The sequence below is a fragment of the Roseateles terrae genome (assembly GCF_014192155.1).
GTDB classification, from domain to species: Bacteria; Pseudomonadota; Gammaproteobacteria; order Burkholderiales; family Burkholderiaceae_C; genus Roseateles; species Roseateles terrae.
In genome coordinates this window covers 113,308-138,194 of the sequence record NZ_JACHXO010000010.1, presented here as the reverse complement: position 1 = coordinate 138,194, position 24,887 = coordinate 113,308, and the positions used below count along the sequence as shown (strand labels likewise).

The 24,887-nt window shown below is 65.3% G+C and carries 31 protein-coding genes; 23 read left to right on the top strand and 8 right to left on the bottom strand.

Annotated elements, in window-relative coordinates:
• Positions 1 to 184: 184 nt before the first annotated feature.
• Positions 185 to 775: a GNAT family N-acetyltransferase gene (locus FHS28_RS22430; protein WP_088454065.1), complete on the top strand. Its 591-nt coding sequence runs from the start codon at positions 185 to 187 to the stop codon at positions 773 to 775.
• Here FHS28_RS22430 and FHS28_RS22425 read toward each other — a convergent pair.
• On the bottom strand, positions 726 to 1,622 hold the full coding sequence (locus tag FHS28_RS22425; RefSeq protein WP_088454064.1) for a Crp/Fnr family transcriptional regulator: 897 nt from the start codon (positions 1,620 to 1,622) through the stop codon (positions 726 to 728). The genes FHS28_RS22430 and FHS28_RS22425 overlap by 50 nt on opposite strands.
• Before the next feature lie 144 nt (positions 1,623 to 1,766).
• On the opposite strand from FHS28_RS22425, the gene FHS28_RS22420 reads away from it, so the two are divergent.
• Positions 1,767 to 2,075 carry a hypothetical protein gene (locus tag FHS28_RS22420; protein ID WP_088454063.1) on the top strand — a complete coding sequence of 103 codons (309 nt, stop codon included), beginning with the start codon at positions 1,767 to 1,769 and terminating at the stop codon, positions 2,073 to 2,075.
• 57 nt (positions 2,076 to 2,132) lie between these two features.
• Here the strand turns inward: FHS28_RS22420 and FHS28_RS22415 are convergent, their stop codons facing one another.
• A complete protein-coding gene (locus FHS28_RS22415) occupies positions 2,133 to 2,918 on the bottom strand; it encodes a hypothetical protein (RefSeq protein ID WP_184295440.1) in 786 nt (261 codons plus the stop codon).
• Positions 2,919 to 3,159: 241 nt separating this feature from the next.
• Here FHS28_RS22415 and FHS28_RS22410 point away from each other — a divergent pair, with 241 nt between their 5' ends.
• Entirely contained in the window at positions 3,160 to 4,125 is a 966-nt protein-coding gene (locus FHS28_RS22410) for a tripartite tricarboxylate transporter substrate-binding protein (RefSeq protein ID WP_088454061.1), read from the top strand.
• Positions 4,126 to 4,237: 112 nt separating this feature from the next.
• Here the strand turns inward: FHS28_RS22410 and FHS28_RS22405 are convergent, their stop codons facing one another.
• From FHS28_RS22405 to FHS28_RS22395, 3 genes are read right to left on the bottom strand one after another with little or no spacing between them, the layout of a single operon-like run.
• Positions 4,238 to 4,621: a VOC family protein gene (locus FHS28_RS22405; RefSeq protein ID WP_088454159.1), complete on the bottom strand. Its 384-nt coding sequence runs from the start codon at positions 4,619 to 4,621 to the stop codon at positions 4,238 to 4,240.
• Positions 4,622 to 4,644: 23 nt separating this feature from the next.
• Entirely contained in the window at positions 4,645 to 5,082 is a 438-nt protein-coding gene (gene dtd / locus FHS28_RS22400; protein WP_088454060.1) for a D-aminoacyl-tRNA deacylase, read from the bottom strand.
• A complete protein-coding gene (locus FHS28_RS22395) occupies positions 5,079 to 6,014 on the bottom strand; it encodes a cation diffusion facilitator family transporter (RefSeq protein ID WP_088454158.1) in 936 nt (311 codons plus the stop codon). The genes dtd and FHS28_RS22395 overlap by 4 nt, the downstream gene beginning before the upstream one ends.
• Before the next feature lie 66 nt (positions 6,015 to 6,080).
• On the opposite strand from FHS28_RS22395, the gene argB reads away from it, so the two are divergent.
• The 13 genes from argB to tatC all read left to right on the top strand — a co-directional run bounded on the left by argB (position 6,081) and on the right by tatC (position 14,332).
• Positions 6,081 to 7,022, top strand: coding sequence for an acetylglutamate kinase (gene argB, locus FHS28_RS22390; RefSeq protein ID WP_088454059.1), 942 nt, complete (start codon positions 6,081 to 6,083; stop codon positions 7,020 to 7,022).
• 15 nt (positions 7,023 to 7,037) lie between these two features.
• A complete protein-coding gene (locus FHS28_RS22385; RefSeq protein ID WP_088454058.1) occupies positions 7,038 to 7,694 on the top strand; it encodes a pyrimidine 5'-nucleotidase in 657 nt (218 codons plus the stop codon).
• Between the two features lie 246 nt (positions 7,695 to 7,940).
• Positions 7,941 to 8,627, top strand: coding sequence for a response regulator (locus tag FHS28_RS22380; RefSeq protein WP_088454057.1), 687 nt, complete (start codon positions 7,941 to 7,943; stop codon positions 8,625 to 8,627).
• 155 nt (positions 8,628 to 8,782) lie between these two features.
• A complete protein-coding gene (gene slmA, locus FHS28_RS22375; protein ID WP_088454056.1) occupies positions 8,783 to 9,421 on the top strand; it encodes a nucleoid occlusion factor SlmA in 639 nt (212 codons plus the stop codon).
• Positions 9,422 to 9,454: 33 nt separating this feature from the next.
• Positions 9,455 to 10,447, top strand: coding sequence for an ATP-binding protein (locus FHS28_RS22370; protein ID WP_088454055.1), 993 nt, complete (start codon positions 9,455 to 9,457; stop codon positions 10,445 to 10,447).
• Positions 10,448 to 10,628: 181 nt separating this feature from the next.
• On the top strand, positions 10,629 to 11,087 hold the full coding sequence (locus tag FHS28_RS22365; RefSeq protein ID WP_088454157.1) for an NUDIX domain-containing protein: 459 nt from the start codon (positions 10,629 to 10,631) through the stop codon (positions 11,085 to 11,087).
• A gap of 16 nt (positions 11,088 to 11,103) precedes the next feature.
• Complete coding sequence (gene hisI, locus FHS28_RS22360; RefSeq protein WP_088454054.1) at positions 11,104 to 11,496, top strand: phosphoribosyl-AMP cyclohydrolase; 393 nt, start codon at positions 11,104 to 11,106, stop codon at positions 11,494 to 11,496.
• Between the two features lie 3 nt (positions 11,497 to 11,499).
• On the top strand, positions 11,500 to 11,973 hold the full coding sequence (locus FHS28_RS22355) for a phosphoribosyl-ATP diphosphatase (protein ID WP_088454053.1): 474 nt from the start codon (positions 11,500 to 11,502) through the stop codon (positions 11,971 to 11,973).
• A 4-nt stretch (positions 11,974 to 11,977) separates the two neighbouring features.
• Positions 11,978 to 12,322 (top strand): DUF4870 family protein, encoded by a 345-nt coding sequence (locus FHS28_RS22350; RefSeq protein WP_246410470.1) that lies wholly within the window; start codon positions 11,978 to 11,980, stop codon positions 12,320 to 12,322.
• A gap of 26 nt (positions 12,323 to 12,348) precedes the next feature.
• Positions 12,349 to 12,696 (top strand): histidine triad nucleotide-binding protein, encoded by a 348-nt coding sequence (locus tag FHS28_RS22345; RefSeq protein WP_088454051.1) that lies wholly within the window; start codon positions 12,349 to 12,351, stop codon positions 12,694 to 12,696.
• A gap of 120 nt (positions 12,697 to 12,816) precedes the next feature.
• Complete coding sequence (gene tatA, locus FHS28_RS22340; protein ID WP_088454050.1) at positions 12,817 to 13,044, top strand: Sec-independent protein translocase subunit TatA; 228 nt, start codon at positions 12,817 to 12,819, stop codon at positions 13,042 to 13,044.
• Positions 13,045 to 13,052: 8 nt separating this feature from the next.
• Complete coding sequence (tatB, locus tag FHS28_RS22335) at positions 13,053 to 13,535, top strand: Sec-independent protein translocase protein TatB (protein ID WP_088454049.1); 483 nt, start codon at positions 13,053 to 13,055, stop codon at positions 13,533 to 13,535.
• The gene (tatC, locus tag FHS28_RS22330; protein WP_088454048.1) at positions 13,532 to 14,332 is read left to right on the top strand and encodes a twin-arginine translocase subunit TatC; all 801 of its coding nucleotides are present in this window, start codon (positions 13,532 to 13,534) and stop codon (positions 14,330 to 14,332) included. The genes tatB and tatC overlap by 4 nt, the downstream gene beginning before the upstream one ends.
• Positions 14,333 to 14,468: 136 nt before the next feature.
• Here tatC and FHS28_RS22325 read toward each other — a convergent pair whose 3' ends face one another.
• Entirely contained in the window at positions 14,469 to 15,641 is a 1,173-nt protein-coding gene (locus FHS28_RS22325) for a S1C family serine protease (RefSeq protein WP_088454047.1), read from the bottom strand.
• Here FHS28_RS22325 and FHS28_RS22320 point away from each other — a divergent pair.
• Positions 15,640 to 16,392, top strand: coding sequence for a Nif3-like dinuclear metal center hexameric protein (locus tag FHS28_RS22320; protein WP_088454046.1), 753 nt, complete (start codon positions 15,640 to 15,642; stop codon positions 16,390 to 16,392). The genes FHS28_RS22325 and FHS28_RS22320 overlap by 2 nt on opposite strands.
• Positions 16,389 to 17,420 (top strand): 4-hydroxythreonine-4-phosphate dehydrogenase PdxA, encoded by a 1,032-nt coding sequence (gene pdxA / locus FHS28_RS22315; RefSeq protein WP_088454045.1) that lies wholly within the window; start codon positions 16,389 to 16,391, stop codon positions 17,418 to 17,420. The genes FHS28_RS22320 and pdxA overlap by 4 nt, the downstream gene beginning before the upstream one ends.
• Positions 17,421 to 17,422: 2 nt before the next feature.
• Here pdxA and FHS28_RS22310 read toward each other — a convergent pair whose 3' ends face one another.
• The gene (locus FHS28_RS22310; protein ID WP_088454044.1) at positions 17,423 to 19,936 is read right to left on the bottom strand and encodes a DUF1631 family protein; all 2,514 of its coding nucleotides are present in this window, start codon (positions 19,934 to 19,936) and stop codon (positions 17,423 to 17,425) included.
• Positions 19,937 to 20,056: 120 nt separating this feature from the next.
• A complete protein-coding gene (gene mscL, locus FHS28_RS22305) occupies positions 20,057 to 20,509 on the bottom strand; it encodes a large conductance mechanosensitive channel protein MscL (protein ID WP_088454043.1) in 453 nt (150 codons plus the stop codon).
• A gap of 191 nt (positions 20,510 to 20,700) precedes the next feature.
• On the opposite strand from mscL, the gene petA reads away from it, so the two are divergent.
• From petA to FHS28_RS22280, 5 genes are all read left to right on the top strand, one after another.
• Complete coding sequence (gene petA, locus FHS28_RS22300; protein WP_088454042.1) at positions 20,701 to 21,297, top strand: ubiquinol-cytochrome c reductase iron-sulfur subunit; 597 nt, start codon at positions 20,701 to 20,703, stop codon at positions 21,295 to 21,297.
• A 21-nt stretch (positions 21,298 to 21,318) separates the two neighbouring features.
• Positions 21,319 to 22,719: a cytochrome b gene (locus tag FHS28_RS22295; RefSeq protein WP_088454041.1), complete on the top strand. Its 1,401-nt coding sequence runs from the start codon at positions 21,319 to 21,321 to the stop codon at positions 22,717 to 22,719.
• Between the two features lie 18 nt (positions 22,720 to 22,737).
• Complete coding sequence (locus tag FHS28_RS22290) at positions 22,738 to 23,520, top strand: cytochrome c1 (RefSeq protein ID WP_088454040.1); 783 nt, start codon at positions 22,738 to 22,740, stop codon at positions 23,518 to 23,520.
• 123 nt (positions 23,521 to 23,643) lie between these two features.
• Positions 23,644 to 24,261, top strand: coding sequence for a glutathione S-transferase N-terminal domain-containing protein (locus tag FHS28_RS22285; RefSeq protein WP_058934185.1), 618 nt, complete (start codon positions 23,644 to 23,646; stop codon positions 24,259 to 24,261).
• 13 nt (positions 24,262 to 24,274) lie between these two features.
• Positions 24,275 to 24,841: a ClpXP protease specificity-enhancing factor gene (locus FHS28_RS22280; protein WP_088454039.1), complete on the top strand. Its 567-nt coding sequence runs from the start codon at positions 24,275 to 24,277 to the stop codon at positions 24,839 to 24,841.
• Positions 24,842 to 24,887 lie beyond the last annotated feature (46 nt).

The following is a 24,887-nucleotide window of genomic DNA, read 5'->3' as shown; positions in this document are numbered from 1 at the left end:
GGCGGGTGGGCGGATGTCAGGCGGAATGAGAAATCCCGCACGAAGCGCGTTCGAGAAGTTCGACCTGTGTTCGAAGCCCCCGGGTCTCTGTTCGCATCTCGTTGAATGGCCTTGCGTTAGAGTCGGCGACCCATCTCTTTTGGCGTACGGATACAGGTGCGGCGCATAATTAGGTAATAACCCTATGTTTATGCCGCATACCTCCGTTCCCGGCCTGGCTTCGCACGTGCACACCGCGCGTCTGCGTCTACGGGCCCCCGCTCCGGGTGACTTGCGCGCGCTACACGAAGCGCTGATGGACCCGGCCAATCTTCGCTTCGGCACCGAGTGCACCGGCGCCGCCACCCGTCTGGCGGACTGGCAGGCCCGGTGGGCCACCGACGGCTTTGGCCCCTGGGCGGTGGAACTGCAGGACCATCCCGATGCAGGCGCCATCGGATTCGGCGGCCTGACCCGCGCGCTGGTGACCGGCGTCCCCACGCTGCTGCTCGAATTCCACTTTCGCTCCGATTTCTGGGGCTGCGGTTATGCCGCCGAAATGTCCCTGGCCGCTCTGCGTCTGGCGTTTCATGAGCTCAAGTCTGGAGAGGTGCAGTCCCTGTTGCCACCCGGCAACGTGGCCGCACGCAAGACGGTGGAGCGCCTGGGGCTGCGGCTCAAAGGCTCGGTGGCGGACCACCCCGGAGAGGCCGCCAGCCTGCTCTACGAAATCAACGTGACGCAGTTCAAGGCGTGTCCGCCGCAGCAGCCGGAGCCGACGCCGTTCGGGGCGTGAGGGGCTCTTGAGACGAAGAGGCCGCAGCCGCAGCCGCGGTTTCGGTCTCCGCAGATGCCGACATGGACGCCGTGGGGCCGGCGGAAGCCGGACTCCCAAACTGCTGCAGCCGGCCGGCGTTCAGGACCTGCACGCCCCCATACGCCACCCGGATCAGATGTTCGGTTTCCAGTCGGCCCAGCGCCTCATTCACCCGCTGACGCGACAACCCCACCAGTTGCCCCAGTTCCTGCTGCGTGATGCGCAAAAGATCACCCACCCCCGGATGAAGCCGCGGATGTGACAGGGCCGCCAAGTGCCGCGCCACCCGAAGGTCGGGGTCGCTGCGCCGCTCCATGTCACGCAGCGTGTCCACCTGGCCCAGGCGCTCGTGCAACTGCAACAGCAGATACTGATTGAAGCCGAGGCTGCTTCCCAGCAGCGCATGGAAATCCTCAAGCGGCAACGCGGCCACCACACTACGGCGCAAGGCCCGCACATCGCTTCGATACGGAGCACGCTGCAGCAGCGTGTCCTCACAGCACCAGCCGCCGGGAGCGACGCCGCCAAAACGCATGGGCCGGCCTGTGTCCCCCGGCTCGCTGTGCCGGAGCAGGCCTTCGAGCACGCCAAACCAGTAGCTCGCCGCCCGTCCGCTTCGACACAGCGCTTCCCCGGGCATCACCTCCACCACCAGCAGGCCACTCGACGCCTGCTGCCGTTCGGCGGGCGTCAGGCCCGCCAACCACGGCACCGACAAAAGTTCCCGCGGTGAAGCGGCTCTCGCCCGGTCGCGCACGGAAGTCCGGACCGCACGCGGCGGCTCGGGGCGGGTCTCCGGGGACAGCGTCGTTGCAGAAAGAGACATGACACGATCATCGTGCCGCCGGTTGACACTGTACGGACAGTCCCTCTTCGGGAAAATCCGCCCCGGGGTTGACCCTATGAATGTCGCTGTACGCTTGTTGAAACGTCAAACATCGCTGTGCTCAACTGAACCTTTGGAGACGCCATGACCGAAGACCCTCAAGACCCGGGTGATTTCTTCGCCCTGCCGCCGTTCAATCCGGAGGCCGCGCTGGTGCAACTCAAGCGCGCCCTGCGGGACCTGCGCTCGCTGGCCGAGCGCGGCTCGACCTTCAGCTTCGAGGGGCAGGAGGTGCTGACCCTGGAAGCGGGCGCCGACCAGTTGATCGCAAGGCTGGCCAAACGTCCCGCCCGCAGCCCGGAGTGGGAGACGCGCATCTGCCGCAGCGCCGCCGATGTGCGCAAGCTGCAGGACGATCTGAAGCGGCGGCTGCTGCAGTGGCAGGACGATTGAAGGCGTTGATGCGGCGGTCGTGCACCGGCTGTGAATCAAGGCCACAGCCCGGGTTCGTCACGGCATGGTGAGGGAGGTCCGCTCCTGCGATCGCCGTTGGATTGCCGACAGCTGCTGCAGCGTCTGGAAGTGCTTTTCGAAGCCCGCCCGATCGGATCTTCCCGCGGCGTTCTGAGCCGCTACAAACGTCTCGATGTAGGCCTCGCGCTGCGCACCGAGTGCCTTCAAGGGAACTTTGGCTCCCAAGTCCTGGAGCCGCTCGAAGGCCGTGATGCTGTACTTCATCTGCATCGTGAACCGCTGCGCCCAGTCGTGCACCTTGCCAACGCCGAGGGCGTCAGGGTCGGAAGCGGGGGCGGTGCGTTGATGGGATTTCAGGAACGCTTCGGCCTGCCGGAGGATGGCCGGCCGGGGAATCACGCCGCTGGCGACCTTGTCCAGCGCCGCCATTTGAAATTGCATGTTGAGCGCCGATTCGGCCATGTGGCTGGCGGTGAGCTCACTCAGATGACGCGTGATGTCCTTCAAGGTGTCCCGATCTTGAAAGGCCTGATGGGCATGGCTCTGCCGCACAGGATCCGGCCTGGCGAACGGTCCGTGCCTCAACGACGGGCGGTCGGCGCGGATGTTGTCGGCATGCAGGCTGCGGTAGCTGGCGATGCTGTCGCAGCGCTCGATGTACTGCGCTTTGGTGTCTGTGGGAAGCGCCGCGACGACGGGATCCATCGAGCCCAACAGGCGCAGCAGGCAGGCCGCATCCGACTGGTTGTATTGGATCGCGCGAAGGGCATTGGGGACCGCGCCGTGAGGCACCGGCGGATCGACTGCCCCCCGATCATTCAAGACGTCCTGGTGAGGCATTGGCGTGACAGCGGAACGGAGTGCGTGCGTGGAGTGCATGGGGCGATTGGGGTGAAGGGGGGAGGACGCTGGGCGCCTCATGAAGGAACAAGCCCCTGGGTGCTGCCCCGCCACAGAGCTGGTTCGGCCTTCATGCGGCCACCCTTACGTAGTTTCCGCTAGTCGCACCGGGGTCTGGTTCTTTAGCATCGCTGCCACCACACACTCCTGATGGAAGACAGCCATGAAGAAGACTTTGTTCGCCTGCATCGCGGCGTTGAGCGTGGGCGCCGCCTGGGCCGACTACCCCGAGAAGCCGGTGACCATCGTCGTGCCGTTTGCCGCTGGCGGCCCCACCGACAAGGTGGCCCGGGATCTGGCCGAAGCCCTGCGCAAACCGCTCAATGCCACCATCGTGATCGAGAACGTCGGCGGTGCCGGCGGCACGCTGGGCGCGACCAAGGTGTCCAAGGCTTCGCCCGATGGCTACACGCTGCTGCTGCATCACATCGGCATGGCAACCTCGCCTTCGCTTTACCGCAATCTGCAGTACAAGACGCTGGATGACTTCGAGTACCTGGGCCTGATCAACGAAGTGCCCATGACCATCATTTCCCGTCCGACCCTGCCGGCCAGCAGCTATGCGGAACTGGCGAAGTGGATCGACGGCAACAAGGGCAAGATCAACCTGGCCAATGCGGGTCTGGGATCGGCTTCGCACCTGTGCGGGCTGCTCTACCAGAGCACGCTGAAGACCGACATGACGACGGTGCCGTACAAGGGCACCGGCCCGGCGATGACGGATCTGATCGGGGGTCAGGTCGACATCATGTGCGACCAGACGACCAACACCACCAGCCAGATCGAAAGCGGCAAGGTCAAGGCCTTTGCAGTGACCACGCCCAAGCGCCTGGGCGGCGGCCTGGCCAAGCTGCCGACACTGGACGAAGCCGGGCTGAAGGGCTTCAATGTGACGATCTGGCACGGTCTGTACGCCCCGAAGGGCACGCCCAAGCCGGTGCTGGACAAGATCAACACCGCCCTGAAGACGGCGCTGAAGGATGCGGACTTCCACAAGCGCGAGGAAGCGCTGGGTGCGGTGATCGTGACCGACGCCCGGGTGAATCCGGCCGACCACAAGAAGTTTGTAGAAGCCGAGATCAACAAGTGGGGCCCGGTGATCAAGGCGGCAGGTCAGTACGCCGACTGAGAACGCCGACTGAGAACGCGGCTTCGCCCGCCGATGACAAGCCCGCCATCCGGCGGGCTTTTTACTGGGTGGATCGCTGGGTGGATCGCTGGTCGGATCGCTGGGTGATGGATCAGGCCGGCGTGCGGCAGACGATGGCGAGCTTGTGGCCTTCCGGCGAACGGAAATACGCGGCGTAGAAGTTCGGACCGTACTGCTCCCGCACACCGGGGCGGCCTTCGTCCCGGCCGCCCGCTGCCAGCGCGGCCGCATGCACCTCATCCACCTGCGCCCGGGTGGAAGCCGCCAGCGCCAGCATGTTGCCGTTGCCGGCCGCGGCATCCAGGCCATCAAAAGGCTGAACCACCCACAACTGGGTCTCCCCGCCGCGAGGCCCATAGCCCACCATTTCATCATCGGCATAGGAAGCGATGAGGCCCAGCGGGGCCAGCGCCGCATCAAAGAAGGCTTTGGCCTTGACGCGGTCGTTGCTGCCCAGAGTGACGTAGCTGATCATGATGCGGTTCTCTTTCTGATCGATCACAGGCGGATCGGAATGGTGACGGGGCCATCGTTGACGAGGCTGACCTTCATGTCGGCACCGAATTCTCCAGTGGCGACGAGGGGATGCTGGGCCCGAGCATAGGCGACGGCATGCGCGTAGAGCTCCCGGCCCAGGGCGGCCGGCGCGGCGCCGGTGAAGCTGGGGCGGTTGCCGCTGGACGTGTCGGCGGCCAGGGTGAACTGCGAGACGATCAGCAAGCCGCCGCCGGTGTCCTGCAGGCTTCGGTTCATCTTGCCGGCGTCATCGCTGAAGACACGCAGCTTGAGCACCTTCTGGATGAGCTTTTCGGCCGTGGCGGGGGTGTCCTGCGGCTCCGCGCACAGAAGCAGGAGGAAGCCTGCGTCAATGGCACCGGTGCAGCGGTCCCCCACATCGACGCGGGCGTGTTGGACGCGTTGGAGAAGGGCGATCATGGTTGGGGGGCGTTGGGGGTTGCATCGCCGCCCAGCGGGGCCGACGGGGTGCATTCGATCTCGTCAAAGCGGGTTTCCACATTCACCGGCAGCAACTGGATGCTGGCGCGCAAGCCGGGCAGCGCCTGCATCAGCGCCTGCTCCACCTCGCCCCGCAACGCCGCCGCTCGGCCCAGCGTCCAGGGCGCCGGCAGGTGCAGGTGAAGGTCGACATAACGGCGCTGACCCGCCATCCGCGTGGCCACGTGGTCAAACCGCAAGTCGGGGCCGGCGAAGCGCTGCAGCACCCTGTTGATGGCCAGCTGGTCTTCGGACGACAGCGCCTGGTCCATCAGGCCGCCGGTGGAGCGCCACATCAGGTGCACCGCCTCGCGCAGGATGTTCATCGCCACCAGCAGGGCCAGCAGCGGGTCCAGCCAGGTCCAGCCGGTGAACCGCACCCCCAGCAGGCCGATGACCACGCCCACCGAAGTCCAGACGTCGGTGAAGAGGTGGCGGGCATCCGCTTCCAGGGCGATGGAGCGGTGCTCGCGAGAGGCCTTGAGCATCGCCGAGGCCAGGACGCCGTTGATGACGGTGCTGATGAGGGAGAGCACCAGGCCGATGTCCAGCGACTGGATCGGCTGCGGCGCGCGCAGACGGTCGATGGCGGTCCAGGCGATGCCCAGGGCGGCCACCAGAATGAGCGCGCCTTCAAAGGCGCTGGAGAAGTACTCCGCCTTGTGGTGGCCGAAGGGATGGTCCTCATCCGGCGGGCGACGGGCGATGGTGACCATGCCCAGGCCGAACAGCGCCCCGGCCAGGTTCACCAGCGACTCCATCGCGTCGGAGAACAGGCTGACCGACCCGGTCCAGTGCCACGCCGCCATCTTCAGGGCGATGGTCACCAGGGCGACGACCACCGATAGTTTCAAATAGTGCTGGACTTGCATGTCCGGCATTGTGCCGGTCCTACAATCCGCCCGAGTTTTTCATCCGCTTCCAGCCCGGACCGCACCATGAAGCCAGATTCCTCCGCGCCCGCCACCCCGACCCCGGTCGGACACGCCCAAGGCGACCTGAGCCACATCCCCCCGCGGGACAAGGCCGAGCTGCTGTCCCAGGCGTTGCCCTACATCCGCAAGTACCACGGCAAGACGATCGTCATCAAGTACGGCGGCAACGCCATGACCGATCCGGCCCTGCAGCAGGACTTCGCCGAAGACGTGGTGCTGCTGAAGCTGGTCGGCCTGAATCCGGTGGTGGTGCATGGCGGGGGCCCGCAGATCGAAGACGCGCTGAACAAGCTCGGCAAGAAGGGCCACTTCATCCAGGGCATGCGCGTGACCGACGAAGAGACGATGAGCGTCGTCGAATGGGTGCTGGCCGGTGAGGTGCAGCAGGACATCGTCGGCCTGATCAACGTCGCCGGTGGCAAGGCGGTGGGTCTGACCGGCCGCGATGGCGGCATGATCCGCGCCAAGAAGCTGAAGATGGTCGACAAGGACGATCCGGCCAAGGAACATGACGTCGGTCAGGTGGGCGATATCGTCGCCATCGACCCCAGCGTGGTGAAGGCCCTGCAGGACGACCAGTTCATCCCGGTCATCAGCCCCATCGGTTTTGGCGAGAGCAACGAAAGCTACAACATCAATGCCGATGTGGTGGCCGGCAAGCTGGCCGAAGTGCTGAAGGCCGAGAAGCTGGTGCTGCTGACCAATACCCCCGGCGTGCTGGACAAGGCGGGCAACCTGCTGACCGACCTCTCCGCCCGCGAGATTGACGAGCTGTTTGCGGACGGCACGCTCTCCGGCGGCATGCTGCCGAAGATTGCTTCCGCGCTGGACGCCGCCCGCAGCGGCGTGAAGGCGGTGCACATCATCGATGGCCGCGTGCCGCATGCGATGCTGCTGGAGATCCTCTCGGAGCAGGCTTACGGCACCATGATCAGATCGCACTGAGCCCCTCCCGACCCGATGCGGGAGCCGGTCTGGCTGTTTGATCTGGACGATACGCTGCACCACGCGTCCGCGGGGATCTTCGCGGCGCTGGGGGCGGCGATGAACGACTACATCGTTCGCCATCTCGGCGTGACCGGCGAAGAGGCGCAGGATCTGCGGCGCCGCTATTGGCGGCGCTATGGCGCCACATTGCTGGGCCTTGTGCGGCATCACGCCATCGTGGGCTCGCACTTTCTCGATGAAACCCACGCCCTGCCGCAGCTGGAAGAAGGCCTGCGGGCCTCGGCGCCCGACATCGCCTGGCTGCGCCGCCTGCGCGGCCGCAAGGTGCTGCTGACCAATGCACCCGCCCGCTACGCGCGGCGCGTGCTGCGCGCCCTGAATCTTTTGCAGGTCTTCGATGCCGTCATCACGGTGGAAGAGATGCAGATCTTCGGCCACTGGCGACCCAAGCCCGACGTGCGGATGTTTCGCCATGTGTGCGCACGGCTGCGTGTTTCCCCCAGTCAATGCATCCTCGTCGAGGACAGCCTTGCCAACCTCAAGGCCGCCCGGCGCCTGGGCATGTCCACCGTGTGGATGCGCGGCTGGTCGTCCTTCCATCACCCGCATCGCCCCGCCTTCGTGGATCGCCGCGTGTCGCGGCTGCGTGAGTTGAAGTCGTTCCTTTGACGGCGCCGCGCCACTCCCCGGAACGCGGGGGATCCACCGTCGCGTAGAGCAGCATCCACCAACATTTTGAAACGCAGCGGGATCACCCCTTGCCCTTGAGCGCTCCTCGAGGGAGAACCAGTCATTCCTGCGGCACACCCAGCACCCGACCTGTCTTTGGTCACTCCACTCCAAGCTGGGGATTGCCGGTGTGTTGTGCTGACACACAGAATGTGCTGGGACGGCCTCTAAGCCGTGAGGGAATGCATGTCACTGTTCAGCGTCTTGATCGTCGAGGACCAGCTTCGCTTTCGCGAAGGGTTCGCCCATGCGCTTGAGAAAGCGCCAGATATCCGCTTGGTTGGCATGGCCACCGACTTGCCGCAAGGCCGGAAAATGTTCGACCAGACGCGCCCCGACGTGCTGCTGGTCGACCTCGACCTGCCCGGCGGCTCCGGCATCGAGCTGATCCGCCATGCCGCCCATGTGGCGCCCGAATGCGAGGTGATGGTCATCTCGGTCTTCGGTGACGAGCAACATGTGCTCTCCAGCATCGAAGCCGGCGCCACCGGTTATCTGCTGAAGGACTCGCTCGCCCTGGACCTGCCCGGCCAGCTGCGCTCGCTGCGCGCCGGGGGCAGCCCCATCAGCCCGGTCATTGCCCGGCGGCTGCTGTTGCGCCTGGCGCCGCAGAACGGCCACGGCACTCGCGGCTTCACCGACTCGGCCTCGATGCCGCTGGTCGATGAGCAGGTGGTCGCCCTGTCGGAACAGGAGTCCCGCGTGCTGCACCTGGCAGCCAAGGGGTTCACCTTCGACGAGATCGCCCAGTTCATGAATGTGTCCCCGCACACGATCATGACCTACGTGAAACGCACCTATCGGAAGCTGCAGGTGCGTTCCAAGGTGGAAGCCATCTACGAGGCCCGCAGGCTCGGCTGGCTGCGGGACTGAAGGTCGGACCCCCGGCGGGACGGGCGCCGGACGGCGCTCGGCGCTGGCTCGACTGAGACCGCTTCAAGGAGGCTGGCGAACCGGACCCTGGCCTTGCGTCACCGGGCGAGGGCAAAGCATGTGCCAGAATCCACGCACTCGTTCTGGCCCCGCCTATGCATACCAGCCCCCCCGACACCACGGATACCGCCGCGACCAAAGCTGCCGAGCTGCCGCGCAAGCGCCTCAAGCCCGGTGAACGCCGCGTGCAGATCCTTCAGACCCTGGCCAGCATGCTGGAACAGCCGGGCGCGGAGCGGGTCACCACCGCCGCCCTGGCCGCTCGCCTGGAAGTGAGCGAAGCCGCGCTGTATCGCCATTTCGCCAGCAAGGCGCAGATGTTCGAAGGACTGATCGAGTTCATCGAGTCCAGCATCTTCTCCCTGCTCAACCAGATTGCCGAGCGCGAGCCTTCAGGCCTGGCCCAGGCCCAGCGCATCGTGGCCGTGCTGTTGCAGTTCGGCGAGCGAAATCCCGGCATGACCCGGGTGATGGTGGGTGACGCCCTCGTTTATGAAAACGATCGGCTGGTCGCCCGGATGAATCAATTCTTCGACAAGGTCGAATCCGCTCTGCGTCAGGCCCTGCGCGCCGCCGCTGAAGCCTCGGGTTCAAGCACGCCCACGGTGGAAGCCCAGGCTCAGGCCTCGGTGCTGGTGAGCTTCATCATCGGCCGGCTGCAGCGGTATGCCCGCTCGGGCTTCAAGCGCCTGCCCACCGAGCAGCTCGAAGCCGCCATGCGGATGCTGTCCTGACCGCTGCCCCTGCCGCCGCTCTGACTGCCGCCCATGTCCGATGCCCTTGATGCCCTGCTGCAGCGTGCCGACGCGTTGCTGAGCCGTCTCGAAGCGGTGCTGCCGCAGCCGCTGACTGCGCCGGACTGGTCGTCCTCCGTCGCCTTCCGCTACCGCAAGCGCGGTGCGAGCGCGCGGCTGGAGCCGGTGAAGCATCTCTCGGGCATCCGGCTGGCCGACCTCAAGGAGGTTGAGCCGCAGAAGGAGCGCCTGCTGCGCAACACCCGCCAGTTCGTGGCCGGACAGCCCGCCAACAATGTGCTGCTGACCGGCGCGCGCGGTACCGGCAAAAGCTCGCTGATCAAAGCCTGCCTCAATGAATTCGCCGGGCAGGGCCTGCGCCTGATCGAAGTCGACAAGACCGATCTGGTGGACCTGCCCGAGCTGGCCGACCTGGTGGCCGATCGCCCCGAACGCTTTGTCATCTTCTGCGACGACCTCAGCTTCGACGAAGGTGAGGCCGGCTACAAGGCCCTGAAGTCGATGCTGGACGGCTCCATCGCCGCGGCCACCGACAACCTGCTGATCTACGCCACCAGCAACCGTCGCCACCTGCTGCCCGAGCAGATGAAGGACAACCTCGGCTACACCCATGCCGAGCGCGACGGCAATGTGGAAGTGCATCCCGGCGAAGCGGTGGAAGAGAAGATCTCGCTGTCCGAGCGTTTCGGGCTGTGGATCAGCTTCTACAGCTTCAGCCAGCAGGAATACCTGACGATCGTGGCGCAATGGCTGCGCCATTTCGGCCTGACCGAGACACAGATCGAAGCCGCCCGCCAGCCGGCGCTGGTGTGGGCGCTCGAGCGTGGCTCCCGGTCGGGTCGTGTGGCCTACCAGTTTGCGCGAGACCTCGCCGGTCGCGGCGGTGCGGACGACGCCGGCCTGCCGACGACCTCGCCCGCCACCCGTGATGGCACGGCCGGCTCCGGCGCCGGCGCTTCTTCTGCCACTGACGATGATGCCCCCCAGGGGCTGGACCATGTCTGAGTCTGCCAAGATCCCCGCTGCAGCCCAAGCCGCATCCACCGAAGCCGCATCCACCGAAGCCGCATCCACCGAAGCCGCATCCACCGAAGCCGCCGTGACCGACGTCACCGCAGGAACTTCGGTGTCTCCATCGGCCCCGGCTGCCATTCCCTCCGCCAGCCCTGCCGGCTCGCCCAGTTCGGTGAATGGTCCCGCCTGGCCGGAAGACCGGGTTCCGGTCGACGTGGCGGTGGGCGTGCTGGTCCGGCGATCGCCGCATGGCCAGGAAGCGGAATTCCTGCTGACCTCCCGCCCCGAAGGTAAGGTCTATGCGGGCTACTGGGAGTTCCCCGGCGGCAAGCTGGAGCAGGGCGAGACCGTCGAGCAGGCGCTGCGCCGCGAGTTGCAGGAAGAACTGGGCATCACCATTGGTGCGGCCCATCCCTGGAAGGTGGAGATGATGGACTACCCCCATGCCCGGGTGCGTCTGCATTTCTGCAAGGTGTTCGACTGGACCGGCGAGTTCGAGATGCGCGAGCAGCAGGCCATGGCCTGGCAGGATCTGCCGGTGCAGGTGCAGCCGGTGCTGCCAGGCACCCTCCCTGTCCTGCGCTGGTTCGCCGAAGAACGGAAGCACGCCGGCCCCACCCACGTCGGCTGAGGACTACACTGCCGCCATGGATTGGCTCGATCAGATCAAGTGGGACGCCGATGGGCTGGTCCCCGTCATTGCGCAGGAGCACGGCTCCGGCGATGTCCTCATGTTTGCCTGGATGAACCGCGACGCTGTCGCTCGCACCGCCGAGCTCGGCCAGGCGGTCTACTGGAGCCGCTCGCGCCAGAAGCTCTGGCACAAGGGCGAGGAGTCCGGTCATGTGCAGCAGGTGCACAGCATCCGCATGGACTGCGACAACGACGTGCTGCTGCTCACCATCACCCAGCACGGGCATGAACCCGGCATCGCCTGCCATACCGGCCGGCACAGCTGTTTCTTCCAGCGCCTCGAAAACGGCCGCTGGACCTCCGTGGAGCCGGTCCTCAAGGATCCGGCCCAGATCTACAAGAGCTGACCCATGAGCGCCCCCATCAGCGACTCTCCGAGCGCCGACACGCGCGCCCCGATCGGTGCCTCCGTCGGCGCGCCCACCAGCGTCCCCGTCAGCGCCCCAGCCTGGGCCAGCCGGGACGTACTGGCGCACCTGGGTGAGGTGGTGGCCCAGCGTCGCGACGAAGGCCAGGCCGACACGAGCTATGTGGCCAAGCTGTTTTCCAAGGGCCTGGACCACATCCTGAAAAAGGTGGGAGAAGAAGCCACCGAAGTGGTGCTGGCCGCGAAGGACGGCGACCCGCAGAAGCTGGTGTACGAAGTGGCAGACCTGTGGTTTCACTCCATCGTCGCGCTCGCTGCGCTGAAGGTGGAGCCCGGCCAGGTGCTCGCGGAACTGGCCCGTCGCGAAGGACTGTCCGGACTGGAAGAGTTTGCTGCCCGGTCCCGGCCGGCCCGCCCGATTCACAACAACCCACCAGGGAGCGCGCGCGATGAATGAGAACATGAGCCTGAATGCCCCGACCGGCGAGAAGCTGGCCAGTCTGAAGCAGCTGACGCTGATCACCTACGTGCTGTATGCGCTGAGCTTCTTCACCGGCATCACCAGCATCGTTGCGATCATCATCAACTACGTGAAGCGCGAAGAGACTGAAGGCACGATCTACGCCAGCCATTTCACCTGGCAGATTCGCACCTTCTGGTGGAGCCTGCTGTGGGCGGTGATCGGCTTCGCCCTCCTGATCGTCGGCGTCGGCATCGTCGTGCTGGCGGTGGACACGCTGTGGATGATCTATCGCCTGGTCAAGGGCATCCTGAACTGGAACGACAACAAGCCGATGCCGGTCTGAACCGGTCAGAGACCTCCCGAAACACCATGAGTCACGACCCCAACTGCATCTTCTGCAAGATCGTCGCGGACCAGATCCCGTCGAAGAAAGTCCATGAAGACGAGGATCTGCTGGTCTTCCACGACATTCATCCCTGGGCGCCGGTCCACATCCTGCTGATTCCCAAGCTGCACATTGCCAGCATGGCCGACCTGCAGCCTGAGCATGCGGCGCTGATGGGCAAGATGACGGTACTGGTGCCGCAGCTGATGAAGCAGCTGGGCGTGACCAATGGCTTCCGCACGGTGGTGAACACCGGTTCGGATGGCGGCCAGGAAGTGTTCCACCTGCACATGCATGCGATGGGCGGTCCCCGCCCGTGGGCCAAGGGCTGAGACGCTGCAACCCTCTCCGCTGGGGCATATGTCGCTCATGCGGGAAGGGCTTGAAGGGCCACCGCCGTGTTCGTGTCACGCGGGGCCACTAGAATTTGAATATCCACTCTGGAGAATGTCATGGGTAGTATGAGCATCTGGCACTGGCTGATCGTGTTGGTGGTCGTGATCGCGGTGTTTGGCACCAAGAAGCTGCGCAATGTGGGCGGCGACCTGGGCGCGGCCGTCAAGGGTTTCAAGGACGGCATGAAGGACGGCGGCAGCGATGCGCCTCCCCAGCAAGTGGCCAACGCCAACAAGGCCGCCGATCCCAACACGGTGGACGTTGACGCCAAGACCCGCAGCTGAGCGTCCGCATGATCGATTTCGGCTTTGACAAGCTGATCCTGATCGGCGGTGTGGCGCTGGTCGTGCTGGGCCCGGAGCGTCTGCCCCGGGTCGCGCGGACCGTGGGCCACCTGCTGGGCAAGGCGCAGCGCTATGTGTCCGACGTGAAGGCCGAGGTCAACCGCTCGATCGAACTGGAAGAACTTCAGAAGATGAAGACCCAGTTCCAGACGGCGGTGAACGACGTGGAAACCACCGTCCGCCAGGAAATGGACTCGGCCCATCAGGCCATCCATTCCACCTGGTCCGACCTGTCGGTGGAAGGCGGCTCGAGCGAAGCCGCCATGGCCGCGTCCGTGCCCCCGCCGGCCTACAGCCATCCTGGCAAGAACTGGCGCCTCAAACGCGGCGCCACGCCGCTCTGGTACAAGCAGCGGCAAGGGGTGCGCAGGCACACCCAATCCGGCGCGGCCCGAGTGGCGCGCTTTCGTCCCCCACGCCGAGCTTCATGAGCAGCCCCCACGACGACGCCTCCAAAGACGAACTGGCCGGTACCGAGCAGCCCTTTGTCTCCCACCTCATGGAGCTGCGCGACCGGTTGATTCGCGCCTTGCTGGCCGTTGGCCTGGCTTTTGGGGTGCTGTGCCTGTATCCCGGCCCCGGCGGTCTGTTCGATCTGCTTGCGGTGCCGCTGGTGTCGCATCTGCCGCAGGGCAGCTCGATGATCGCCACCAACGTGCTGTCCCCGTTCCTGGTGCCGCTGAAGATCACGCTGCTGGCGGCCTTCCTGGTCGCCCTGCCGGTGGTCCTCTACCAGGTCTGGGCGTTTGTGGCGCCCGGCCTGTATTCCCACGAGAAGAAGCTGGTGCTGCCGCTGGTGGTCTCCAGCACGCTGCTGTTTTTTGCTGGCGTGGCCTTCTGCTACTTCGTGGTGTTTGCGAAGGTGTTCACCTTCATCCAGAGCTTCGCCCCCAAGAGCATCACGGCAGCGCCGGACATCGAGGCCTATCTCGGCTTTGTGATGAACATGTTCATCGCCTTCGGCGCCGCCTTCGAGGTGCCGGTGGTGGTGGTGGTGCTGGCCCGCATGGGGCTGGTGACGGTGGCGCAGTTGAAGGAATTCCGGGGTTATTTCATCGTGATCGCCTTCGTGGTGGCTGCCGTGATCACGCCGCCCGACATCGTCTCGCAGCTGGCGCTGGCCATTCCGATGTGCATCCTCTATGAGGTGGGCATCTGGGCATCAAATGCGTTCGCCCGCTACAGCAAGGCACCGGACACGGACGCTGCAGGATCGACGGAAAGCTGACAACGGTACGGCGAGCCGGCGTCCTGGCGGCTCGACATCCAAAACAAAAGGCCATGCCCGAGAGGTGCATGGCCTTTTGCGTGCTGCGTGCTGCGTGCTGCGTGCTGCGGTCTGCTGCCTTGCCAGCAGCTGCGCGTCATTCTTCCGGTGTGCCTTCGTCCGTCAGCGGCTTGCGCAGGCCGACCTGCAACTGCAGACTCAGGCTCTGCTTGCCACGCTGCACCTGGACCTGCACCTGACTCTCCGGCTTGAGCGCGGCCACCACATTGATCAGCTCTCGGGGTGACCGTACCGCGTGGCCGTTCACCTCGGTCACCACATCACCGGCTTCGACGCCTGCCTTGGCGGCCGGACTGGCCTTGAAGACTTCCTTCACCAGCACGCCCTGCTGGATGGAGAGCTTCATCATCTCCACCACTTCTGGATTCACCTCGCCGGTGATCACCCCGATCCATCCGCGGCTGACCTTGCCGTCCTTGATCAGTGCTTCCAGCACCTGATAGGCCGAATCCACCGGAATCGCAAAGCCGATGCCCAGGCTGCCACCGCCGGTGCGGGAATAGATGGCCGTGTTGATCCCCACCAGCCGGCCCTGCGCGTCCACCAGTGCGCCGCCGGAGTTGCCGGGGTTGATGGCCGCATCGGTCTGGATGAAATTCTCGAAGGTGCTCAGCCCCAGCTGCGAGCGGCCCAGCGCGCTCACGATGCCCGAGGTCACCGTCTGTCCCACATTGAACGGGTTGCCGATCGCCAGCACCACATCGCCCACCTGCAGGTCTTCCGCACGGCCGGGATGGATGACCGGCAGCGGCGCCGCCAGCTCGATGCGCAGCACAGCCAGGTCGGTCTCCGGATCCGTTCCCACCAGCCGGGCCGCGGCCTCGCGACCATCGGGCAACTGCACCCGGATTTCGGTGGCGCCCGACACCACATGGTTGTTGGTCAGCACATAACCCTCGGGCGAGACGATGACGCCGGAGCCCAGGCCCGTCTGTTGCCGCTGCGGAATACGCCGTCCGAAGTGGAAGCGCAGCCAGGGGTCGGCGTCGATCTCACGCTGGGTGAGGGCCGGCTTGTTGGCCAGCACCGCCACCACCGCGGGCGACGCCGCCTGCGCCGCCGCCGCATAGCTGAATTGCACGGCGGCCCGCGGCGGGGCGCCCACGGCCGTCGGCAGCGTGGCCAGGACGGACGGCCCCTGATGCAGCCATTCCGGCTTCAGCGAGGCCACCACAAAGACACCGGCCAGCGCCACCGTGGTGGCCTGGGAGAAAATCAGCCAGGTTTGACGCAATTGAGACCCTGTCATGGCACATCGCACGGAACTGGAGCGGCTGCTCGCCGCCACACTGGAGCCCTCGCGCTTCAAGGATTATGGGCCGAACGGTCTGCAGGTCGAGGGACGTGAGCAGATCGGACGCCTGATTTGTGGGGTCACGGCCAGTCTGGCGCTGATCGATGCGGCCATCGAGGCCCGCGCGGACGCCATTCTGGTTCACCACGGGCTGTTCTGGCGCGGACAGGATGGCCAGGTTGTCGGCTGGATGAAGCAGCGGCTGTCCCGTCTGTTGTCGCATGACATCAATCTGTTTGCCTACCACTTGCCGCTGGATGCGCATCCCGAGTTGGGAAACAACGCGCAACTGGCGTTGCATCTGGGCTGGCAGGCGGACGGTCGATTCGGGGAGCAGGACCTCGGATCGATCGGTGAGCTGCCGGCCTCCTTCGCCGACCTGCCGTCGCTGACCCATCACCTGGAAGAGCGTCTGGGCCGCGCCACGGTGCAGGCGGTGGGGGATGGACGTCCGCTGCGCCGGGTCGCCTGGTGCACGGGTGGGGCGCAAGGCTACTTCGAAGCGGCCATCGCCGCGGGCGCCGACGTGTTCATCACCGGCGAGATCTCCGAGCCGCAGGCCCACTATGCGGCGGAGACCGGCGTCGCCTTCATCGCTGCCGGCCACCATGCGACCGAGCGTTATGGGGTGCAGGCCCTGGGGCGCCACGTCGCACAGGCCCTGGGCCTGGACTATCAATTCATCGACATCCCGAATCCCGCATGACCGCGCCACTGTTGATCACGATGGGGGATGCCTGCGGCATTGGTCCGGAGGTGGCGGTGGCCGCCTGGGCGGCGGACCGCGGCGCCGATCTGCGGCTGGTGGGCGATGTGGCGGTGCTGCGTCGTGCGGTGCAGATACTGGGGCTGACGCTGCCGGTGGTGCAGCTGGAGACCGCCCCGGAAGTGCCGCCGCCGGACTGCCTGCCGGTGTGGCAGCCGCCCGGGTTGCTGGCGGGTGCAGCCGCGTCGCTGCTGGACCAGCCGATCGGACGGATCAGCGGCGTGGCCGGCCTGGCCGCGGCGCGCTGCATCGAAGCGGCGGTGGCGGAGCAGCAGGCCGGACGGTCCCGCGCGCTGGTGACGGCGCCGATCCACAAGGAAGCGCTGCATGCGGCGGGGGTGTCCTACCCGGGCCATACCGAAATGCTGCAGGCCCTCTGCGCCGACGCACAGGGCCAGTTGCCCCCGGTCCGCATGATGCTGGCCAACGACCAGTTGCGGGTGGTGCTGGTCACCATCCACGTGGCGCTGCGCAAGGCGGTGGACCTGATCACCGCGGGGCAGGTGCTGCAGACCCTGCGCATCACCGATGCGGCGCTCAAGCGCGCCGGCATCGCCGCGCCGCGCATCGCCGTGGCGGGCCTGAATCCGCATGCAGGGGAGGGCGGTCTCTTCGGCGATGAGGAGATCCAGCACATCGCACCGGCCATTGCGCAGGCGCAGTCGCTGGGCATCCGAGCCACCGGACCCTTCGCGCCGGACACGATCTTCATGCGCGCTCGTCACGCGCCGCCGCAGCATCCCGGCGAGTTCGACGCGGTGGTGGCCATGACCCACGACCAGGGGCTGATCCCGGTCAAATACCTGGGCGTCGAAGACGGCGTCAATGTGACGCTGGGGCTGCCGCTGGTGCGGACCAGCCCGGATCACGGCACGGCGTTCGACATCGCCGGCACCGGCCGGGCGGACCCATCCAGCATGCGGGCGGCGATCCGGATGGCGCGGCAGTTAAGCAGCGCCGGCGCGTAGCATCAAACGCTCGGCTTGGCCGTCGGCGCCTGTGCCTTGACGCTCGCGCTCAGTGCCGCGAGCTGCTTGCGCGCACGCGCGGTGGCCCGCTCCAGCAGATAGGCGCTTTCGAAGGCGCGCAGACGGCCACCCACGCACATTTTGTGCAGCATCCGCGAAGTCATCGTCAGCGTACCCTGATGGCGATCGCCATGGGTGAAGATGAAGAAGCTGCGGCCGCCGCTGATGTGGGCCAGGCGCACCTTGATCCACTTGTTGTCGCGGTTCATCTGGTAGGCAAAGCCCAGCTGCAGATGCTCCAGCAGCAGCACCCCGCCGGTCGGCTCCGGCGCTTCTTCCGCCGCCGGCAGACCGTCGATGCTGATGTCCACGGCCATCAGCGGGCCCTGCTCATCGCCGCTCAGGTCGATGTCCAGATGGCCGTCCCAATCGACCTGCTGGTCGTCCACCAGGCCCAGGCGGTTGGCTTCTTCGTCGGTGAGCCGCTCGGTGAGGTCCAGGTCCAGCGGCGTGTGGGCCGGCAGATCCTGCTCCCGCGGCGGTGCAATGCCGAAGACGGTTTCCAGCTGCTTGGCCAGCAGGTTGTACTCCAGCGGGCTCAAGGCCTGTCCCTTGAGGGAGTCGGCATGGGCCGGCAGCAGCTCGGCAAAGAACTTCTTGCGTTCGGACTCCGGCCAGCGGACGAGGTCCAGGCCGTCGTTGAGGGTGCGCATCAGCACCGGCAGGGAGGCCAGGAAGGCCTGACGCTGCTGCGGTGAGGTCTTGGGCTGCACCGACAACACCAGGTCGCGGCCCATGTTGCGCAGCCGCTCCACGAGACCGGCGTCCAGATCCGGATGGCGTGAGGCATGCACCAGCACCTGGCTCCAGGTCTGGGTGAGGAACTCGCGCAGGAAGTCGCGCATGTCCACATTGGCCATCGCCTGCTGCAACTGCTGCATGTAGCGCTGCTGCAGCCGCAATTCGGTTTCCTTGCGCTCCACCAGACCGGCCGCATCGCCCTGCGCCTTCAGCGCCTCGGCGGTCTGCTCCGCGATGAACTGTTCCAGCTGGTTCAGCTTGGCGTCATACAGGTCCATGCGGTCGAAGTCGCCGCTGACGATGTCCTGAATGAGCTCGCGCACCAGCGCCAGGAAACTCTTGCCCGGGTCCTCGTTGAAATTCTCGTAGGCCATCGCCAGCGAGGCGATGCGGTTGACCAGTCGGCGCACCGGATGGCGCCGCGACGAGAAGAAGCTGCGGTCCCCCAGCGCCGCACGCAGCACCGGCAACTGTAGCCGGGCAATCTGCTGCGACATCTGCGGGGGCAGCTTGGGGTCGGAGAGGATCTGATCGAACAGCCCGGCCACCACATCGATGACCATGTGGTCCAGCGACCCGGTGGCCGCCTGACGCAGCTCATCCCGGTGCATGTGGATGAGGTTGGGCGGCAGCATGATCGGCGTGCCTTCCAGCATCGGACTGCCGGCACCGACGGTGTCGCCTTCCCAGTGCTGCCACTGGCTGGGCGTGCCCAGACCCGGGGAGAGCGGCATGCCGCTGCTGGACAGACCATTCATGCCGCCCATGCCGCCACTGAAGGCGGGTACCGGCGTCTGCGCCAGGCGGCGCAGCAGGTCCATCAGGTGCGGATCGACGGTGCCCACCACCGGATAACCGGCGTGGAAGGCGCCGTGCCCGCTGTGCGGCACCCCCATGCCACCGGGGACACCCCCGGGCAGACCGCCCGGCGCCATGCCATGCAGGCCGCCCGCGCGAGTGGGGAAGCCCTGGCCACTGAGACTGTTCAGCGCGCCGGGTTGGGTGGCGTAGCGGCTGTCGGTACCGAGCGGGCCGTGGCCGCTGGGAGCGCCTCCGGGGCCCATGCCGCCGCGCAGCGACTGGCCGCGGGAGTTGTCCCCGCCGCGGACCTTCAGGTCCTGCGGACGCAGGCCGCGGCTGCGGAACAGGCTGGCGATGTCCGCATAACAGGCCTTCATCTCCTGGGCCAGGGCGCGGGTCAGTTCGTCGATCAGGATCTGGCGGGTGTCGCTGTCATCGGTGGCGGCGTAGACCCCGTCGATCAGCGCCTGCGCAATGTTCTGCGGCCGCAGCGGATGGCGGTCTTCCTTGCCGTTCATGCCAGGGATGCCGCCGATGTAGCCATCGACCTCGCGCAGTTCCCACTCGCTCTGATGGCCGATGGCCAGACCGATGCGGTCCGCCGCGACCAGGGCATTGACCTGGTCGTCATCCATCAGGGACAGCTCGTCCCACTGGGTGTTCTTGTGTTGGCCGGGGGCAGGCGCGCTCGTGTCCTCCGCCTGACGGCGCATGGACTGGTCAAACCGCTGGGAGAACAGGGCCTGCTGCTTGCGGAAGATGAATTGCGCCGACAACAGGGCATCGCGCCGCTTGGCCTGTCCAGCGGACAGGGCGGCGAGGCCCAAGCCTTCGGCGCCGCGCTCTGCGGCTTGTTCCACCGCGGAGCGCACGCGCTGCAAGGCCGCGTCGAGGTGGGGATTGAGACGGTTCATGAATGCATCTGGCACGCATTGTGGTGACTTCACCACAGCATGCAGTATCGTCCATGCAAGCCCCCCGATCGGGCGGGTCACGCACGGACGTTGCGCAAAAGGTGACGTTTCTAGACGGCTTTACGCTTTGTCACGAATGAGCGCGTCGCGAATCTCGCGCAGCAGCTGGACATCGGCGGGTTCCGGAGCGGGCGCTGCGGGCGCCGTAGGGGTTTCCGCGGGTGCACGTTTGAGGCGATTCACCTGCTTGATCATGAGAAAGATGATGAAGGCCAGGATGATGAAGTTCAGCAGCACGGTCAAGAAGCTGCCATAAGCAAAGAGGGGCACCCCGGCCTTGGTCAGTGCTTCATGGGTCATCGGGCCGGTGTAGTTGGCCGGTGGGCTGCCCAGAACGATGAAGTAGTTGCTGAAGTCCAGTCCGCCGACGACCTTGCCCACCAGCGGCATGATCAGGTCCTTGACCACTGAATCGACGATCTTGCCAAAGGCGCCGCCGATGATCACGCCCACCGCCAGGTCCATGACGTTCCCCTTGACGGCGAATTCGCGAAACTCAGTGAGAAATCCCATGTTCGTGCTCCGTTGACCTTCGAATGGCTGCGGTCTGCGCCGCGAGCTAAGCATCCTAACGGCGTTCTCGCCACGACAAATGTCAACTTGGTGCGCGCATGCACATCGGTAGAGCGCCTTAGAGTCAAGGTGATTTTTCATGCCTAGAATCTTTGGTTGCCCCCTATCAGAAGTTCCAGTTAAGGACCCTCATGAGTAGCCAACAAGTGGACAAAGGCAAGCGCACCTGGATCATCGCCACCGGTTGCGCGGGAGCAGTGGGCGGTGTCGCGACAGCGGTCCCATTCGTCAGCACCTTCGCCCCGTCCGAACGCGCCAAGGCAGCCGGTGCTGCCGTTGAAGTCGATGTCGGGGGACTGGCCCCTGGAGAAAAGCTGACCGTCGAATGGCGGGGCAAGCCTGTCTGGATCGTTCGCCGTACGCCAGACCAGCTCAAGGCACTGCCGGGCAATGACCCGGAGCTGGCCGACCCGAAGTCGGACCGCAAGGCCTTTCCCATGCCCGACTACGCCAAGAACGAATGGCGCTCGATCAAGCCCGAGTACCTGGTGGTGGTGGGCATCTGCTCGCACCTGGGCTGCTCGCCGAGCGACAAGTTCCAGCCCGGCCCGCAGCCGTCGCTTCCAGACAACTGGCATGGGGGTTTCCTCTGCCCGTGCCATGGCTCGACCTTCGACATGGCTGGCCGTGTCTTCAAGAACAAGCCGGCCCCCGACAACCTCGAGGTGCCGCCCCACATGTATCTGTCAGACACCAAGCTGTTGATCGGTGAAGACAAGAAGGCTTAACCCGGACCCGAGGCAGACGACATGGCTGAATTCAAGGAAGCACCCGCCGGCGCCCCTGCAGGCGTCCGGTTCATGACGTGGGTAGACAACCGGTTCCCCGCGACCCAGCTCTTCAAGGAGCACATGTCGGAGTACTACGCTCCGAAAAACTTCAACTGGTGGTACATCTTCGGGTCTCTGGCCCTGCTGGTCCTGGTCATTCAGATCACCACCGGCATCTTCCTGGTGATGCACTACAAACCGGATGCATCGCTGGCCTTTGCATCGGTGGAATACATCATGCGGGACGTCCCTTGGGGATGGCTGGTCCGCTACATGCATTCCACCGGCGCTTCCGCGTTCTTCGTGGTGGTCTATCTGCACATGTTCCGGGGGCTGATCTACGGCTCCTACCGCAAGCCGCGGGAGCTGGTGTGGATCTTCGGCTGCGCCATCTTCCTGTGCCTGATGGCCGAGGCCTTCATGGGCTATCTGCTGCCGTGGGGCCAGATGTCGTACTGGGGCGCGCAGGTGATCGTGAACCTGTTCGCCGCCGTGCCGGTCATCGGTCCGGACCTGGCGCTGATGATCCGCGGCGACTACGTGGTCGGTGACGCCACCTTGAACCGCTTCTTCAGCTTCCACGTCATCGCGGTGCCGCTGGTGCTGATCGGCCTGGTGGTGGCGCACATCATTGCGCTGCATGAAGTGGGGTCCAACAACCCGGACGGCGTGGAGATCAAGGCCAAGAAAGATGCCAACGGCATCCCGCTGGACGGCGTCCCCTTCCACCCGTACTACACGGTGCACGACATCTTTGCGGCCGGCCTCTTCCTGATGGCCTTCTCCGCGATCGTGTTCTTCGCGCCCGAGTTCGGTGGCTACTTCCTGGAATACAACAACTTCATTCCGGCTGACCCGCTGAAGACGCCGCCTCACATTGCCCCGGTGTGGTACTTCACGCCGTTCTATTCCATGCTGCGCGCCACCACCGATGTGATGGTGAAGGTGCTGTGTGTGGTGGTGGCCTTGAGCGTGTTCATGACGCTGATCAAGGGCCGCATGTCGGCCATGGCCAAGGGGGCGGTGCTGGTCGCGGGTGTCTTGGGTATTGCGCTGCTGCTGATGCTGGACGCCAAGTTCTGGGGCGTGCTGGTCATGGGCGGCGCCGTGATCATCCTGTTCTTCCTGCCCTGGCTGGACCACAGCCCGGTCAAGTCGATCCGCTACCGTCCGGGCTGGCACCTGTGGATGTACATCGTCTTCGTGCTGGTATTCCTGATGCTGGGCTACCTGGGCATCCAGTTGCCCAATGACGCCTTCACCTTGATGTCCCAGGCGGGCACCTTGTTCTACTTCGGCTTCTTCCTGCTGATGCCGTGGTGGTCGCGCATGGGCACATTCAAACCGGTGCCGGACCGTGTCACCTTCCATCCGCACTGAGCACCACGGAGTCGACGAATGAAAAAACTCATCGCTTTGCTGGTGACGTCTCTGGCTCTGGGCGCGGGCCTCACCCCGGCCGCCCAGGCCAACGAAGCCGGGCCGGCCTGGGATCACTTCCCGGTTTCCAAAATGAACGATGTCGCCGCCCTGCAGCGTGGGGCGAAGATGTTCGTGAACTATTGCCTGAATTGCCACTCTGCCGCGTACATGCGGTACAACCGGCTGAAGGACCTGCAGCTCACCGACGAGCAGATCAAGAACAATCTGTTGTTTGCCGGGGACAAGGTGGGCGAGACCATGAAGGCCTCGATCGACCCGAAGCAGGCCAAGGCCTGGTTCGGCGCCGCCCCTCCTGACCTCTCGGTCATCGCCCGTTCACGGGCGGATGGCAGCAAAGGTTCGGGGGCCGACTACCTCTACACGTATCTGCGAAAATACTACCGGGACGATACCAAGGCCACGGGATGGAATAATCTCGTGTTCCCCAGCGTTGCGATGCCGCATGTGCTGTGGGAGCTCCAGGGTGTCCGCACCGCCAAGTTCGAGGAACGGCCAGATCCGCATGACCCCAGCAAGGTCACGCATGTTTTCGCCGGTTTCGAGCAGGTGACCCCCGGGACGATGTCGCCGCAGCAATTTGACGATTCGGTCGCCGATCTGGTGGCCTATCTGCAATGGATGGGCGAACCGGCTCAGGGAACCCGATTCCGTCTCGGCGTCGTGGTGGTGTTGTTCCTGCTGGTGTTTACCGTATTCGCGTGGCGCTTGAACGCCTCCTTCTGGAAGGACGTCAAGTAAGTCGATGATCCAGCCCTGGCTGGATCCTCCCGCGCAGTGGGTGCCGAAAGGCTCCACTGCGTTTGCCTTTTGTTTGGTTAGAAATCGAGGAAGCCGAGAGGCTTCGATCAGGAGTCCACTGCCATGATGGTGCTTTATTCCGGAACGACTTGCCCTTATTCGCACCGTTGCCGTTTCGTGTTGTTCGAGAAGGGCATGGACTTCGAGATCCGGGACGTTGACCTGTTCGCCAAGCCCGAAGACATCGCGCTGATGAACCCGTACAACGAGGTGCCCATCCTGGTGGAACGCGACCTCATCCTGTACGAATCGCACATCATCAACGAGTACATCGACGAGCGCTTCCCCCATCCCCAGCTGATGCCCGGGGACCCGGTGGCCCGCGCCCGTGTGCGCCTGTTCCTGTTCAACTTCGAAAAGGAACTGTTCGCCAACGTCAACATCCTGGAAAACCGCGGCCAGCCGGTCAAGCCGACTGAAAAGCAGCTGGAAAAGGCACGCGCGCAGATCCGTGACCGTCTGACCCAGCTGGCGCCGATCTTCCTGAAGAACAAGTACATGCTGGGAGACGACTTCAGCATGCTGGACGTGGCGATTGCCCCGCTGCTGTGGCGTCTGGACTACTACGGCATCGACATGTCGAAGAATGCCCTGCCGCTGCTGAAGTACGCTGAACGCATCTTCTCGCGTCCGGCCTACATCGAGGCGCTGACGCCGTCCGAGAAGGTGATGCGCAAGTAATACACTGGCACGCATGGACGACAGCAAGGATGGCAGCGGCACCGCTGCCAGCTCGACGCGGCCTTATTTGATCCGCGCCCTGCACGAATGGTGTACTGACAACGGTTTCACGCCCTACATCGCGGTTCACGTGGACCGGACGGTGCAGGTGCCGCTGGAGTACGTGAGCAACAATGAGATCGTGCTCAACGTCGGTTTCGAAGCGACCAGCAATCTGGACCTCGGCAACGAGTTGATCCAGTTCAAGGCGCGTTTCGGCGGCGTGGCGCGCGAGATCATGGTGCCTGTGGATCATGTGGTGGCCATCTATGCCCGTGAAAACGGGCAAGGCATGGCCTTCCCGCCGCCGTCGGCCGATGAGGCGGCGGCAGCGCCGCGTGCAGCGGCGCCGGCACCTGCGGCGGTGGCTGCATCGCCTGCGCCGCGGGGTCTGCGCCTCGCGACCGAGGCGGACGGTGAGACGGCGGGTGGCAAGCCTGAAGCGCCGTCGGCCCCGACCGCTGTTCCCTCCGGTGACGGCGAGGACGATCCGAGCGGTGGTCCGTCGGGGGGCCGGCCGGCCCTGAAGCGGGTGAAATAAAACGGTTGAAATAAGCGGCCACTTGTCTGGCGGCGGTCTGGACTGC